The organism is Pseudomonas sp. NPDC088368, from assembly GCF_044753445.1.
In the GTDB taxonomy this organism is placed as follows: domain Bacteria; phylum Pseudomonadota; class Gammaproteobacteria; order Pseudomonadales; family Pseudomonadaceae; genus Aquipseudomonas; species Aquipseudomonas bambusae.
Genome location: NZ_JBIVNG010000011.1, coordinates 135,943 through 150,224, shown reverse-complemented (window position 1 = coordinate 150,224; position 14,282 = coordinate 135,943). Strand labels below are relative to the sequence as shown.

Sequence of the window (14,282 nt, the reverse complement as noted above, 5' to 3'; positions counted from 1 at the left end):
ATACGCCGACTGAACAAGAAAAAGAACAAGGAAAACGCGTCATGAATCGAGTGATAAATGATGCGGATCTGGTGGTCGAGGACATGCTGCGCGGCATCCTCGTCGCCCATCCGCAATTGCGTCAGCACGAAAACAACCCACGGGTCATCACCAAGGCCAAGGCGTCCAGCGCGGGTCAGGTCGGAATCGTCACCGGTGGAGGCTCGGGCCATGAGCCCGCGTTTCTCGGCTATGTCGGTCCGGGACTGGTCGATGCCGTCGCCGTGGGCGAAATCTTCTCCTCCCCCACTGCCAAGAGTTTTTTCGACGCGTTTCGCGCTGCGGACCATGGCGCGGGCATTGCCTGCCTCTATGGCAATTACGCCGGCGACAACATGAACGTGAAGCTGGCGATGAAAATGGCTGCCAGCAAAGACCTCGAAGTGCGTACGGTCGTTGCCAATGACGACGTGGCGTCGGCCCCGCGCGAAGACATTGCCAAGCGTCGCGGTGTGGCGGGCGAAATCTTCATGTGGAAAATCGGGGGCGCCGCGGCTGCCCAAGGTTACGACCTGAGCGGCGTCATCCGCGTCGCGCAGAAAGCGGTGGATCACTGCCGCTCCATCGGTGTCGGCCTCACCCCCTGCACTATCGCTGCCGTGGGCAAACCGAACTTTCAGATTCCCGACGGGCAAATGGAGCTGGGCATCGGCCACCACGGCGAACCCGGTATCGAAGTCGTGCCCATCGAGCCTGCCGCCGCGATGGCCGAGCGCATGCTCAAGCCGATCCTCGCCGACCGTGATTTCCATCAGGACGACAGCGTTGTGGTCCTTGTTTCCGGTCTGGGTGCGACGCCGGTCATGGAGCTGTACATCTTTTACGCGGAGGTCGAGCGACTCCTGACCGAAAAGGGCCTGAAGGTGCATCGCTGTTATGTCGGCAATTACTTCACGTCGCTGGAAATGATGGGCGTCACCCTGACCCTGCTGGGTCTGGACGACGAACTGAAAACCCTGATCGATCAACCCTGCCAGTCCATCGGACTGACCCAGACGGAGTGAATCATGAGCCAGCATTTTTCCAGCGCTGAGGGCAGCGCCATCGTCGGCGATCTGGTCAGCGTGATCGTCGCCAACCGCGAATACCTCAGCGAAGTGGACGGCGCCATCGGCGACGGCGACCACGGCATCAACATGGCCAAAGGCTTCGCCCATTGCGGTCGGACCATCGAAGGCAGACAGCTAAGTCTGGCCGAAGCCCTGGACGAACTGACCCTGAGCCTGATGGAAGGCATCGGCGGCTCGATGGGGCCGCTCTACGGCAGCCTGTTCATCGGCATGGCCAACGAAGTGCGCGACAGCCAGACCATCGACGCGGCGCAATTCGCCAAATTGTTGCGCGGCGGTCTGACGTCATTGCAGGACATCACTGACGCAGGCGTGGGCGACAAGTGCCTGATGGACACACTGATTCCCGCCGTTGAAGCGGCAGAAAAGGCCGCCAGCGAAGGCGCATCCTTCGATGAACTGCTGGCGCAGGTAAAAGCGGCGGCGTCCAAAGGGCGTGATTCGACGAAGGACCTGATCGCCAAAATTGGCCGCGCCAGTCGTTTAGGCGAGCGTTCGCTGGGTGTGCTGGACGCGGGGGCGGTGTCGTGCTGCCTGATTTTGACGCGGCTGGCAGAGTCGGTGGAGCCGAGGCTGCAAGGCTAGCGTTCGAACTCACCTGGAGCCGCACGGCTTGTTGGCGTTAGCAACCTCAAGACGCTATCGCCCGGCGAGCCTTATTGCATGAGTGCCCGCCATATTAGCGGGCCCATAACATAGAGCCCCACGAACACTTTCCTCTCCCCGCGCCCCTTTGCGGCATCAAGCTCCGAATCCCGGATTGCACCTCAATACGTCAACCACTACCATTCTGGTGTTTCCAGCGCACAGCCGAAGCGCCGATAAACGACGAATCCCTGACAACTCGACAGCCTCAACACACACCATAAAAGCATGTACAACGAATGAAACGATGGTCTAGAAAAACGCGTGTTTTAGTCTTTGGCACTGGCGCAGGGGGCATCAACTGTTATCGACAACACAGTGGCCGTTACAACATCGTAGGTTTTCTGGACAACGACAAGCAGAAGCAGGGAAAACGCCTGTTTGGAACAAAGATATTCGCACCCGCCGAACTGCCTCATTTACGTTATGACAAAATACTGATCGCAAGCGATTACTACCTGGAAATACATGAACAGCTGGTGTCATCGCTGAACATTGATGACAACATCATCAACATTTTCCATGCGGGTGCCGCCATCCCGTGGTTCAAGCGCATCAAGCAAACATTTTTATTCGCCCTCTACGATCGACTGTGCAAGAAAAGAGATGTGCTCTCAGACGCTATTTTCCCATTCATTTTCGGAAAAGCATCGGGGATCAAGCGCATGAATCTCGCTTGGCTAGACACTTGCGAGGCCTATCGAGTGCACCGTTTCAGGGAGCCGATGCAGGGCTCTGTACAACCGCCCAGAGTACTCGGGGTTCATACACCGCCTAAACGCCTGTTGATTCCCGAGGTTTCCCTCTACCGGTTCAACAAAGCCACCGTGTACTCCACCTCACGATCCGTGCAACTGCCTGACGGCGTCCTGGTCGTGGAACGTGTGACCACAACCGCTACGCCCACCGCAGATTATTGTGCGGGGCCTGTGATCTATCACGGTGAACACCTGGCGCTGGTTCGCCCGAGTGAGTCAGCCGAACACATTCCCAAAGGCATTATCATCAACGGGGTTAACGAGCTTAACTACTACCATTGGGTGGCTGAAACCCTGACCCAATTACAGTTCATCCGTGAATTACCTCAGCCGTTTTCAAACTACCCATTGCTGATCTCGGAACGCAGTCAGAAAATACCCGCGATACGGTTCATGCTGGATGGCCTTACCGAAGGGCATGACATCGTTTTCCTGAAATCGATGACCGCTTACAACGTAGACGATCTGTTAATGATCAGCGCCGCTGTCAATCTCGTCCCCAACTACAGAGGCCCCGTTGTAGGGTGTGCGGAGAACAGCTTCGCCAGGCCAGAGTCCATCCATTTTCTACGCCAGACCATCACCCATCTCACGAGCAGCCACCCGCCCAGGAAAATGCCGACTCGCATTTTGCTGGCCCGTAAGGATTACCTGCGCAAATACAATCAACGGGAATTGATCACGCTACTTGAGCCCTATGGCTTCGAGCCCGTCTACATGGACGACCTTGACATCGCCGATCAGATTTCTGTGATCGCTAACGCCGAATTGATCATGGGCCCTACAGGTGCTGCGTGGACTAACTTGATATTTGCATCGCCAGGCACCCGCGCGTTGTGCTGGATGCCGATGGAGTTTGGCGAGACGGCCTGCTTTTCCAATATCGCAGACATCAACGGCGTCGAGATGGATTACATCCTGTACCCCGCAGGCACTTCAAATTCACGGGCGCTCTACTTTCACGACTACACCCTCGATTTGAAACCCATCCATGAGTGGGTCGCTTCAAAGACAAGCAACCCTGTCTGATCATCCGAACGTGGTCGGCTCGCCAAAGTCCGCCGACCTCGACTACACAATCTTGCTCGCAAGATGCTCTCGGGCCGCCGCCACGGCATCGGGCGTGATCTCGAAGAAAATATCCACATCATCTTCGCCAGTGCGATAGGCGCCCATTTTTTCATGGAAGGAAATGACCTTGGTATTTCCTTTTCTGACATCGAAGTGACATTTGTTAAAGCCGAGGTGCTCAAAACCGAACGTGTACACCAGAAACGCGCTTTCCAAGGCGGAATAACGGGTTTTGTTTTCGTTGAGTATCCAGCTTCCCCAACAGAAAGAATCCTCTCTCATATCGTAGACCCTGACGGTGCCACAAGGCGTCCCGTCGAGCCTTTCGATGATGAAGTAATACTGAGCGCCTTTGGCTTCATCCTCTTTGTAGTGGGATATCCATTTCTTTTGAGCGGCGACGTCGGCAACGACGGCAGATAAAAACGTGTTGTATCGCGGGTCCAGACGTAACGTGAGAATAAACGCCGCGTCCGATTCCTCTATCAGTCGAAGCCGGATTGATTTCGAAGACAACTCCATTTATCGCCTCTGCTGTATTTCGTTGTGCACCTGATGCCCGAAAGCCTACCTTGACCTCCAGCGCCTGCACAACCCGCCAGGAAGCCCGTCGGACGCGTTAAATCTCGTCACTCGGCTTTTTCTTTCACCGAGGGAAACCGGGCAGAAGCGTACCGAACCACCAGAATGGACACCGAAAGGAGCACCACCCCGCCCGTCAAATAAAGAATGCCTTCATCGGGCGATTTGTGATGCGACACATCACTGATCAGCAAACGAATCAATGCCGTTACACCGATGTAAAGCAGGAACCTGAGCGGCATGTGGTTGGTGCGAAAGTAGATGCCGCTCATCGCCAACAATTCAAGGTAGATGAACAGCAGAAGAATGTCGTCGACGCTAATCGTATCTTGATGAAGCATTTCAATAAACGCGGTGATGCCCGCGTAGACAGTAATTGCACCAATCCCGAACAGCGCAAGGTAATGAAATAACTCCACCCCAAGATTGCCCAGGCTGTTCGCCCCGGCATGAAGCCTGATGCGCATCCGATCTGCCCATTTCATGCGTTTACTCCCTATCGCTCGCCAAACCGGCAAAAATGTTCAAGCACTGCTACGACCCACACTCAATCCCTGACGAACCTTGGGATTGCCGTGCATTAAAGGGGCCATCGGCTATGGTTGTGAACGCGACCGGTTGTCGCAAGGCAGCGGGTAGGCGCTAGAAATGCGCGTGAATTGCCACTATCCAGATCGTAACGATTGCCTTATGCTGCGCACTGTATAAATAAACAGTAATTGCGATGAGCTTACCGTTGGCCATTGATGCCGCCGAGCGCGGGGCCAACCTCACCACACTGGACATGACGACGAGGCCAAAATGGCTGTTGAAACCCTTTACCGCAGTACCCGCGATTTGGAGACTACGTTCGTGGACCGCAAACTCGCCGATGCGCATGATCAAATGCTTGAGCTGGCCGAGCTCCTTACCGACGTGCTGATGAAAAACGTACCGGGCTTGTCAGAGAAGCATGCCGAAGACGCGAGCATTTACATGGCGAAAAACCGCGCCGTGTTCGCGGCGGCGTTCAAGAACAACGCCACCGCGCTGAACGAGCTCTCAAGTCCTGGCGAAGCCGACAGCGAAAGCTGATTCGTTCACACTCGAAACGACAGCCAGCGTGTTCATCACTCCGGCTGTTCGAGCGCCTCGACCAGCGCCTTGAAAAACCTCGCCGCCTCGCCTCCCGTTACGGCTCTATGATCAAAGGTCAGTGACAGGGGCAGGATCGGATGAATGACGACTTCGCCGTTCATGGCCACCGGTTCTTCCCGAATGCCCCCCGCGCCGATGATCGCCACTTGTGGCGGTACGACCACCGGGTTGGCGTAGCGCCCGAACAAGGTGCCGAAGTTGGACAAGGTGATCGTGGCGCCCATCATTTCCCGAGGTGGAATCGAGCGGGCTTCCACGTCGGCGCGCAGACGATTCATGCCCTCTTTCAAATCGACGGACTCGCGATTGCCGACATCGCGGAGCACCGGCACGAATAAGCCATCCGGCGTGTCGACAGCAATCCCGAGATCAAGATTGTCATGGTGCTTGATCGATAGCGATTTGCCGTCGAACCAGCTATTGAGAACGGGCTCGACCTTGCACGCCGCTGCTATCGCCTTGCCGATACGAATCAGCGGATCGCGCGCCGCGCCCCATTGATGCAAGTCCGCATCGCCGAAGATCGTGACGGGCGCCACTTCCGCGTGGGACTTGGCCATGTTCAGCGCCATGCTCCTGCGTACGCCTCGCAGCTTCTCGCCGCCAAACTTGTCGCGCTCGGCCTGAGAAGCACCTTCCACATCCGCGCGGGTGATCAAGCCATCACTGCCCGAACCGCTCAGCGCGTTGAGATCGACACCCCGTTGACGCGCCAATTGTCGAACGGCGGGTGTGGCGCGAGTCGACAGATGCTCGCGGGTCGAGGGCGCCGCGCCGACAAAGAACTGATCATCCTGACTGTTGCCGCCCCCTTCGAGACGCCCGACGACCGTGCCCGCATCGCCCTCGCCTTCGAACGCCATCAGCGGTTCACCCACGTGCAAGATGTCGCCATCGCCGCCGTACACTTTCGCCACCACGCCATCGTAGGGGGCAGGAATATCAACGATGGCCTTGGCGGTTTCCACCGACACCATCCGTTGGTCAGCCTGCACCGTATCGCCCGCCTTGACGTGCCATTCGACGATTTCCGCTTCCTGCAAGCCTTCGCCCAGGTCGGGCAGTTTGAAATATTTCATCGCAAGCCTCCTCGGCCATCAGGCGAAAGTCAGGGCGCTGTCACACGCGTGAAGAATGTCTTCGACGCTGGGGATGTAGAGCTGCTCCAGCCGGTACAGCGGCGGCGGGATGTCCGGCGCAGTGACCCGCTGAATCGGCGCCTGCAGATCCAGAAACACCCGTTCATAAAGGCTCGCCGCGATGTCCCCGCCCAGCCCACCGGAACGCGGTGCTTCGTGAACGATCACGCAGCGGCCGGTCTTGCGCACCGAGGCTTCCAGGGTGTCGAGGTCGAGCGGTTTGACGCAGGCGACGTCAATCACCTCGGCTGATACGCCCTTTTCGGCCAGCGCGCTCGCGGCCTGCAACGTTTCGTGAACACTGGCGCCCCAACTGATGAGGGTGATGTCGCTGCCTTCACGCAAGGTGAAACAGGTGTCCAGCGGCAGGCGTCTCCCGTCGTCGACGAGGGGTTGCGGGTTCATGCGATAGAGGCGCGTCGGTTCGAGAAAGATCACCGGGTCCGGGTCGTCGATGGCCGCGAGCAACAATCCATAGGCCCGCGCAGGGGATGACGGAATGACCACGCGCAACCCCGGCACATGAGCGAAGATCGCTTCGGTGCTTTCGCTGTGGTGTTCCGGTGCGCGAATACCCGCGCCCATGGGCGAACGCAACACCATCGGGCAGCTCAGGCGACCCCGTGTGCGATTGCGCATGCGGGAGGCGTGTGACACCAGATGTTCCATAGCGGCATAGATGAAGCCGAGGAATTGAATTTCCACGACCGGTTTCAGCCCTTGTGCCGCCATGCCAACGACCAGGCCGCCGAGCATGGTTTCCGCAAGCGGCGAATCGATTACGCGCTTGAAGCCGAACGTGTCTCGCAGCCCTTGTGTGGCGCGAAACACCCCACCGTTGACGCCGACGTCTTCGCCCAGCACCACGACGTTTTCGTCCTCGCCCATGGCTCGGTGCATCGCCAGATTAACGGCTTCCAGCAGGCTGACTTTCTTGTCTGCCGGGAGTTTGTCTGAAGACTGATCATTGGCCATGATCGGCACCTCCATTACGACGGGCCACGCGTTCGAGGAACCACTCGCACTGATCCGCCAGCGGCACCGGCCATTTCGCGTAAACGTGATCAATCACGGATTCGGGAGCCTGATTGCCGGCGCTTTCGAAGTTGTCCACGGAGCGCTGCACCAGCCCTTGGCATTCGGTGATGAGCGCCTGTTCGCGGCCTTCATCCCACACGTCCTGACTGGCCATGAACGATTGCAGGCGTTTGATCGGCTCTTCCTGCCATGCCTGTTTTACTTCATCGGCCGGCCGGTAGCGCGTAGCGTCGTCGGCGGTGGTGTGGTCGCCCAGCCGATAACTCAGGCACTCCAGCAGAACCGGGCCTTTGCCCTTGCGCGCCCGTTCCAGCGCAATCTGCATGCGGTCATACACCGCGAGAATGTCATTGCCGTCGACCTGCTCACCCTGAAATCCCGCGCCAATGGCCTTCTGCGCCAAGGTTGGCGCGCCACACTGAATGCGCCGGGGCACCGAAATGGCCCATTGGTTGTTGTTGATCACGAACACCACCGGCAACTGCCACGCGCCCGCGACGTTCAAAGCTTCAAGGAAATCGCCTTTGCTGGTAGCGCCGTCGCCGCAGGTGGTCACGGCCACCCTGTGTTCGCCACGAATTTTGAACGCACTGGCTACCCCGCACGCGTGCAACGCTTGAGTCGCAATGGGCACGCAAAGCGGGAAGTCTTGGGCGACAGCAGGCTCTGCGTAATCGCTGCCACGCTCGTCACCGCCCCAATACAGCAGAATTTCTTCCATGCGCACGCCGCGCATCAGCTGCACGGCCGTGTCCCGGTAATAGGGAATCAGCACGTCTTCCGGCTTCATCAGGCTGCCAATGGCGACGCCGATAGCCTCTTGACCGAGCGTCGGGGCGTAAGTGCCGATGCGCCCGGTGCGCTGTAATGCGACGGCTTTCTGGTCAAAAAGCCGGGTCAGAACCATGTGTTTGTAGAGGCGGGTGAGGAGGTTGAAGTCATCGGCCCAAGGGGGAAGCTCTCCGGTCAGGCGACCGTCGGGGGACAGATAACGGGTGTACGCAAGATCGATCTTGTTATGGGACATTGCACACTCCTGGCACGCGCGGCATGCAGCACAGCGCGCGCGTGGTGGTCTCAACTCGCCACTTGTGATGGCGAGCCTTGATTGAGCGATGCCGGTAAGGCGTCTACTCAAGGTTCAACAGGCGCTCTGCCAATGCATCGGCCACCCGCGCGGGTGAGCGCTTCTCGGCCTGGGCATGGGCAAATACTTCAGTCAGCCGTGTTCCTATCTGGGACAGATGTGCGGTGATGGTGCTGTGGTTTTCTCCCTGATGTTGCAGCGCGACGTAGATAAGGCCGCCGGAATTGATCACGTAATCGGGCGCGTAGAGGATGCCTCGGGATTCGAGCTGGTCGGCGATGGCCGCGCAGCTGAGTTGGTTGTTGGCGCCCCCGGCCACCGCGGCGCAACGCAGTTTGGTGACGCTGTGGCTGTTCAGCACACCGCCCAGGCCGCAGGGCGCGAGAATGTCGCAAGGCGTGCTAAGCAGCGCTTCGATGGCAATCGGCTTGGCGCCCATTTGCTCCATCGCCAACTGCACCTTTCCGCTGTCCAGATCAGCGACCAGCAGCTCGGCACCCGCCGCGTGGAGCTGCTCGGCCAACGCCCATCCCACGTGCCCCAGCCCCTGAATCGCGACGCGCAGCCCTTCCAGATTGTCGCTTCCCAACCGGGCCATGGCCGTGGTGCGAATGCCTGCATACAAGCCCAACGCCGTGTAAGCCGTGGGGTCGCCGGATTTCGTAGTCGTGGTGACGTGCTGGGTGTATTGCGCGATGCAGTCCATGTCTTCTTTGGACGTGCCGCTGTCGATGGCCGTGATGTAGCGGCCGTCCAGGGTCTGGACGAATCGGCCAAAGGCCTCGAACAGCGCGGCGCGGTCCGGCACATGAGCGGGCCGCAAAATGACCGCCGTTCCGCCGCCCAGCGACAGGCCCGCGAGCACTGACTTGTAGCTCATGTTCCTCGCCAATTGAATGGCGTCTTCGATGGCGCTGTCTTCATTTGGATAGGACAGGTAGCGACAGCCACCGAGGGCCGGGCCCTTGCGGCTGCTGTGAATCGCCACCACGGCTTTAAGGCAGGTCTGTGGATCGACGACCATGTGCAGCGATTGAATGTGTGAATTTTGCATGAGAGCGAACATCGGCAGTGCTCCCGTTTTTTTGTACTGCGAGTATAGGCGTTCGCTGAAAAAACGGCGGCAGCGATGGGAACATCCTGACAACTTGCCGACCTGAAGCCGCCAATCGGTCTTGGGCACTGGACGAAACCCCACACGGGGGGCTAAAACGAAGCTTCCTGGAACAGCATTTCAGACGCCTGGTCCGGTCGGAGAAGTCGATGAATCCACGCCAAAAATGCCTCGATTGCTTCCACAGCGTGCCACCTGCAACGTTCGAAGCAGCGCTGTGGATCGGTGTCGAACACGATGCGCTGGTCGATCCTCGGCAGGTTTTCGAATGGATCGATCAACTTCAGCGCCAGGTCAGCGCCACTCTGCCGATGCTGCCTGCCACTGAACTGGCGCAACCGCTTCTGCGCCATATGACGGCTATCGGATTTCAACAGGATGATGTCGCCCAACCCAAGCCGCAGGTTGCCTTGCTGGACAAGATTGTCGAGCGTCGCCGAGGCCAGCCGCTGGGGCTGGCGATGATTGCGCTGGAACTCGCGCGCCGTCTGGAAATCCCTCTTGAGGGCGTCAACTTTCCCGGTCACTTCTTGCTGCGTGTGCCGGGCGCTGACCATACCCTCGACCCTTGCGGCGGCCGCAGGCTCTATCCCAAGGATTGCCGCGAACTGCTGCTGCGCCAGTTCGGGCCGGACATGCCGCTCAAGGCCGAACACATGCGTACCGCCACACCCCAGGCCATGCTGCAGCGCCTGTCACGCAACCTGCGCCACCTGCATCACATCAATGACGATGCAATCGCTTCCCTGAAAGATGCCAACCGGGTGTTTGAACTGGGACAGGCCAACACCAGCGATTACCTCGCACGCGCCAGCCTGTACCAGGCGCTGGAGTGCCCGCAGGCCGAGCGTTACGACCTGGAACACGCGCTATTGTTGAGCGAAGACCCTGTTCAACGGATCAGGCTCACTCAAAGATTAGTGACTCTGCCGTCCCGCGGAGGTATTCATTGACGGCCTCCTGAAATTTGCCCTTGCCTTCCAACGTGTTCCACACCCAGACTCCTGTTGGAAGGGCTGCCCCTTTGGCCGCCAGCTGCGACGCATTGAACAACTGCAATCTTGCGCCTCCTGCTGTGGCCAGACCCAGTATGCCCTCCAGCAAGAGCGGGAGTGCCGCGGCCCGGTCGCCTGAAAGGTAGGCATCGAGCCCTTGGTAGATCGTCACCGCACTGGTGAAAAATCCCCAGCCGATGCTGACTATCGGAAAGGGTATCGAGAGCATGGTGCCCAACCACTGAATAATCGTCCAGGCTGTTGAAAACCGCGCTTCGGCATGGCTTTCGGTCTGGGCATCGACATCCGCGATCATGCGTTCGAGCATGTCTCCGTACATCCGCTCCGCATCGGCGATGCGATTTTCGATGCGATTCACGATACGGATGAAATCTTCATCGAACTTGCCGCCCCGCTCAAGCTCATCGAAGTAACTGCCGACTTGGGGCTGCCCCTGATAAGCGGCCCGGCTGTAGTAATAATTCTGCATCTGCGACGACGCCAACAACTGGGCATAGTCACTCAACGCTCTGAAGTGGACACCGTCAGGCGAGCTTGGGGTGTAAAGCAGATTGAAGTCAGGATCGGTCTTGCCGAAATCCCGGAAGATATAGACACCTTCGATGATTTGTCCGGCGATGGTGAACGCTGACACACCGGTCGTGGGGGAGGTGGTTGTCGCGTCGCGATCGAACCCGATGATCGCACGCCTTAACCAGCTGTACTGGCCTTCGCTGAGTTCGCCTCGCATGAACTCTCTCAACGCACCGCGTGACATTTCATATTGGATACGCTTGGCCATCAACCGTTTTCGACGAGCGTAAAGCGGACTTTGACGGCCAAGGAATTCCCGCTCCATGAAATTCATGTATTTCGCGCCCAGATCGAATTCCCGGATCTGTTTATCCATGAAGTGAAATACCGTGACCGGGAGCATGGTCACGTTCAGCCCGGTCGACGAGTACAGATGAACCTGAGGTCGATGACTCAGAATGTCCTCACTGCCGTCCATCACAAGCTGGGTCAACTGATGCAGCTCGGTATGCTCACCGAATTCGGGGGCGTTGTTGTAGGGCTCGCCAAGGCCGAGATACAAGGTGTCAGGGTCGACGTTTCGGGTGTAGCCATTTTCACGGAGGAAGGCGTTCAGCACTGAGGTCGTGTGCGCATGAGCATAGCGTCTGTAATCGATCAACCCATCGCTGATGCGTATGAACTCGGCATTTAGCGCCTCGATTCGAGCCTCCATGAGGGCTTGAATCGAAGGACTCGCAAAAGAGGTCTGGCTGTCCAGCAGCGGCGCAGCGCCTTCTGCCGCCTGCAAGGTCCGGGACACCTTTTGGCCAATCAGATCGGCCAGATTCTGCTCGAACGTACTGCCCGTACAACGCACGAAGAGACAACTGTTCAGCCCCCATAGCGAAGGCTTCAGGTGCACGTTGTTAATCACGGCAGCGTGGCCGCTTTCCGTCGGGCCGGTCAATTGGGCATGGACAAAGGAACGCCCCGCCTCGGTTGCCAGCCACTCGCCAACTTTGAAACACAATTGCCGCCACGATCCGAACTCGAAGAAGTCCTGCCCCCGCGGTGCGCCTGGAGCATACAACACGTAGTGCTCATCAGAGCCGGCCTTATCCTGAAAAACAATGAAGTCATTGAAGCGCGTATGAGTTTCCAACAGATAAAGGCTACCGATGCTGTAGGTCGATCCCTCCTTTCGCCCGTCGCCGCGAATCATGTTCAACAGCTCATGGCTGCGATCCTGAATCAGGTGACCTTGCAGGGACGCCGAGAACGCGCTCAAGGCTATAGCGCTGTCGCGATGTTTTACCAGTTGCCGGATGTTATCGGCATCTTCATAAGCCTGCCGCAACGCTGTCCCGTAGCGATGGTGAAGATTCAGATCCGAGAGAAGCATGCGAACGAAGGCTTCCGAGAACTCAGCGTGAAGATGATTGATGGCCGGCGCAAAACTCATCGGCCCACTCGTGTCAGGCAATCCTGACGTCGCAAACTCCAATAACGTCTTTTCGTATTTAACGGAAAGTCTGTCGCCGTCGCCCGATGGGATGGAGTCTTCAAGGGTCAGGGTGACGGCGTTGGGATCAATCGAGCACCCGAGGCGATTCTGCATCGCACTCGTTAGCTCGTTGAACGCGAAGACAGTGATCGACTCCACCCCGGCGAGTCTTTGCGCCAAGTCGTGCTTGAGCGTCCGATGGCGCCGCTCAAGCTCCAGCAGATGACGCTTGTCGGCCGGCTGAGCGAACTTGCGCCACTCAGGTGCCGAGAGGTCGTCTGCCCTGACCGACAAAAGATTGAATCGGTGCCCCATTGCCTCGTCCAAATGGCTGCACAACTGGGCGGCGTCGACGCGCTCGTGCCAGATAGCGGCATCCGGCGTCGATTGCTCCAGCAGGTAAGCGAAGTCCTGCGCTTGCTTCGTCTGCACGAATCGCAGGTGATCCTCCAGCAGCGCACTGGCCAACGGCTCAAATATCCAGGCATCGGCAGTAACGCTTTGACTCAGAGCCAGCCGCGCTTGGTCGGACAGCGGCAGTGCACTGACCAGATGCGGGTCACGAGTGTCGAGCGATAATCGGCTGCTCAACGTTTCACGCAGACTGTCCATGGACTTGAAAGCTTCAACCCCCTTGCAAGGCATCACGAGAAACACCGGCGCTGATGGCTCATCGGCCTGCTCGTTCGACCCGCTGACGACATAAACGGGCAGCAGCGCGGCAGGCCCGGCGTCTTGCAGATCGAGCGACACCCCATAGACCCCGGCGACAGTGCCGTCGACGACAACACTCGACAAACGACTGCGATCCGATGCCAACATGGCCTGGCACGCGACGCGCAGATCGAATTCGTGCTTCAACGCTTCCCGGTGCAAGCTCATCAACGCATCACCGACTGACTCAATGCGTTCGAACATGCCGGGAAAGTGGATCATCTTTCCCCAATGGTCGCGCAGGTAAGCCCCGTAGTCGACGAATGCAGTGGGTGCCAGGCCCTCCAGAACCTGCCACATGTGCTGGTTCTGCTCCACGGTCAACGCGTACATTTCATCGACCGTGGCATGGCGGGTGTAAAAACCGCCTTCGGTTATCGCGTCAACCGATGTTCCCGCACGCAACGTTTCTATCAGAAGGTCAGTCATGCTGGTGGAGGCAATCGCATCGTCTCCAGAGCGGTTGCAGAAGATTGCATCAGGGTTGGACACGGCCAGATCAGTACCCGCACGGACCTGACTAATGCCCTCGCGCAGTCGCTCAGACACCCATTCGCGTAGCGTATGGCTAGGCGTGAGTACCTGCTGACAGCCCGAACTGGCTGTGGACAACGCCGTCAGGTGTTGAGTGATCTGATCGAAGGTCTGAGAAGTCGCGGGCTCGACTTTGGGTTCAAGAACAGCATTCATGGGTACAGCTCCAAGGTAGGTCGCTTACCCCCACTCGGCATCCAGCCGAACGAGAAAACAGGTAATCGGCGAAAGTGAGCGCTTATGAAACGACCTCACACGTCCTGGGTAGCGGTACATATTTATATGCAGCGGCTGCACCCCATGACAGCCTGCGTAGGAATCATCGGACCAGCTGCCAGG

General features: G+C 58.3%; 12 protein-coding genes. 5 read left to right on the top strand and 7 right to left on the bottom strand.

Annotated elements, in window-relative coordinates:
* Positions 1-41 precede the first annotated feature (41 nt).
* The 3 genes from ACIQAL_RS23925 (at position 42) to ACIQAL_RS23915 (ending at position 3,541) form a co-directional block, all read left to right on the top strand.
* On the top strand, positions 42-1,043 hold the full coding sequence (locus ACIQAL_RS23925; RefSeq protein WP_401149996.1) for a dihydroxyacetone kinase subunit DhaK: 1,002 nt from the start codon (positions 42-44) through the stop codon (positions 1,041-1,043).
* Between the two features lie 3 nt (positions 1,044-1,046).
* The gene (gene dhaL / locus ACIQAL_RS23920) at positions 1,047-1,694 is read left to right on the top strand and encodes a dihydroxyacetone kinase subunit DhaL (protein WP_401149994.1); all 648 of its coding nucleotides are present in this window, start codon (positions 1,047-1,049) and stop codon (positions 1,692-1,694) included.
* Between the two features lie 299 nt (positions 1,695-1,993).
* A complete protein-coding gene (locus ACIQAL_RS23915; protein WP_401149993.1) occupies positions 1,994-3,541 on the top strand; it encodes a glycosyltransferase family 61 protein in 1,548 nt (515 codons plus the stop codon).
* Positions 3,542-3,583: 42 nt separating this feature from the next.
* On the opposite strand, the gene ACIQAL_RS23910 is transcribed toward ACIQAL_RS23915, so the two are convergent.
* A complete protein-coding gene (locus ACIQAL_RS23910) occupies positions 3,584-4,105 on the bottom strand; it encodes a GNAT family N-acetyltransferase (protein ID WP_401149992.1) in 522 nt (173 codons plus the stop codon).
* Positions 4,106-4,212: 107 nt separating this feature from the next.
* Positions 4,213-4,650: a phosphate-starvation-inducible protein PsiE gene (locus ACIQAL_RS23905; RefSeq protein ID WP_166597176.1), complete on the bottom strand. Its 438-nt coding sequence runs from the start codon at positions 4,648-4,650 to the stop codon at positions 4,213-4,215.
* A 316-nt stretch (positions 4,651-4,966) separates the two neighbouring features.
* Between ACIQAL_RS23905 and ACIQAL_RS23900 the strand changes: the two genes are divergently transcribed.
* Positions 4,967-5,239: a YebG family protein gene (locus ACIQAL_RS23900; protein ID WP_166597177.1), complete on the top strand. Its 273-nt coding sequence runs from the start codon at positions 4,967-4,969 to the stop codon at positions 5,237-5,239.
* A gap of 35 nt (positions 5,240-5,274) precedes the next feature.
* On the opposite strand, the gene ACIQAL_RS23895 is transcribed toward ACIQAL_RS23900, so the two are convergent.
* From ACIQAL_RS23895 to ACIQAL_RS23880, 4 genes are all read right to left on the bottom strand, one after another.
* Entirely contained in the window at positions 5,275-6,381 is a 1,107-nt protein-coding gene (locus tag ACIQAL_RS23895) for a dihydrolipoamide acetyltransferase family protein (protein ID WP_401149991.1), read from the bottom strand.
* A gap of 18 nt (positions 6,382-6,399) precedes the next feature.
* Positions 6,400-7,416: an alpha-ketoacid dehydrogenase subunit beta gene (locus ACIQAL_RS23890; protein ID WP_401149988.1), complete on the bottom strand. Its 1,017-nt coding sequence runs from the start codon at positions 7,414-7,416 to the stop codon at positions 6,400-6,402.
* Positions 7,406-8,506 carry a pyruvate dehydrogenase (acetyl-transferring) E1 component subunit alpha gene (gene pdhA, locus ACIQAL_RS23885; protein ID WP_401149986.1) on the bottom strand — a complete coding sequence of 367 codons (1,101 nt, stop codon included), beginning with the start codon at positions 8,504-8,506 and terminating at the stop codon, positions 7,406-7,408. The genes ACIQAL_RS23890 and pdhA overlap by 11 nt, the downstream gene beginning before the upstream one ends.
* 103 nt (positions 8,507-8,609) lie before the next feature.
* Positions 8,610-9,632: a Glu/Leu/Phe/Val dehydrogenase dimerization domain-containing protein gene (locus tag ACIQAL_RS23880; RefSeq protein ID WP_401149984.1), complete on the bottom strand. Its 1,023-nt coding sequence runs from the start codon at positions 9,630-9,632 to the stop codon at positions 8,610-8,612.
* 197 nt (positions 9,633-9,829) lie between these two features.
* Here ACIQAL_RS23880 and ACIQAL_RS23875 point away from each other — a divergent pair, with 197 nt between their 5' ends.
* Complete coding sequence (locus tag ACIQAL_RS23875; RefSeq protein ID WP_401149982.1) at positions 9,830-10,633, top strand: SirB1 family protein; 804 nt, start codon at positions 9,830-9,832, stop codon at positions 10,631-10,633.
* Here ACIQAL_RS23875 and ACIQAL_RS23870 read toward each other — a convergent pair.
* Complete coding sequence (locus ACIQAL_RS23870) at positions 10,587-14,099, bottom strand: dermonecrotic toxin domain-containing protein (protein WP_401149980.1); 3,513 nt, start codon at positions 14,097-14,099, stop codon at positions 10,587-10,589. The two genes, ACIQAL_RS23875 and ACIQAL_RS23870, sit on opposite strands and share 47 nt — an antisense overlap.
* Positions 14,100-14,282: the final 183 nt, after the last annotated feature.

Bases quoted from the DNA above. Each gene is read 5' to 3' on its own strand.
- ACIQAL_RS23880 (WP_401149984.1), bottom strand. From the start codon at position 9,632: ATGTTCGCTCTCATGCAAAATTCACACATTCAATCGCTGCACATGGTC.
- ACIQAL_RS23870 (WP_401149980.1), bottom strand. From the start codon at position 14,099: ATGAATGCTGTTCTTGAACCCAAAGTCGAGCCCGCGACTTCTCAGACC.
- ACIQAL_RS23875 (WP_401149982.1), top strand. From the start codon at position 9,830: ATGAATCCACGCCAAAAATGCCTCGATTGCTTCCACAGCGTGCCACCT.
- ACIQAL_RS23905 (WP_166597176.1), bottom strand. From the start codon at position 4,650: ATGAAATGGGCAGATCGGATGCGCATCAGGCTTCATGCCGGGGCGAAC.
- ACIQAL_RS23895 (WP_401149991.1), bottom strand. From the start codon at position 6,381: ATGAAATATTTCAAACTGCCCGACCTGGGCGAAGGCTTGCAGGAAGCG.
- pdhA (WP_401149986.1), bottom strand. From the start codon at position 8,506: ATGTCCCATAACAAGATCGATCTTGCGTACACCCGTTATCTGTCCCCC.
- ACIQAL_RS23915 (WP_401149993.1), top strand. From the start codon at position 1,994: ATGAAACGATGGTCTAGAAAAACGCGTGTTTTAGTCTTTGGCACTGGC.
- ACIQAL_RS23925 (WP_401149996.1), top strand. From the start codon at position 42: ATGAATCGAGTGATAAATGATGCGGATCTGGTGGTCGAGGACATGCTG.
- ACIQAL_RS23910 (WP_401149992.1), bottom strand. From the start codon at position 4,105: ATGGAGTTGTCTTCGAAATCAATCCGGCTTCGACTGATAGAGGAATCG.
- ACIQAL_RS23890 (WP_401149988.1), bottom strand. From the start codon at position 7,416: ATGGCCAATGATCAGTCTTCAGACAAACTCCCGGCAGACAAGAAAGTC.
- dhaL (WP_401149994.1), top strand. From the start codon at position 1,047: ATGAGCCAGCATTTTTCCAGCGCTGAGGGCAGCGCCATCGTCGGCGAT.
- ACIQAL_RS23900 (WP_166597177.1), top strand. From the start codon at position 4,967: ATGGCTGTTGAAACCCTTTACCGCAGTACCCGCGATTTGGAGACTACG.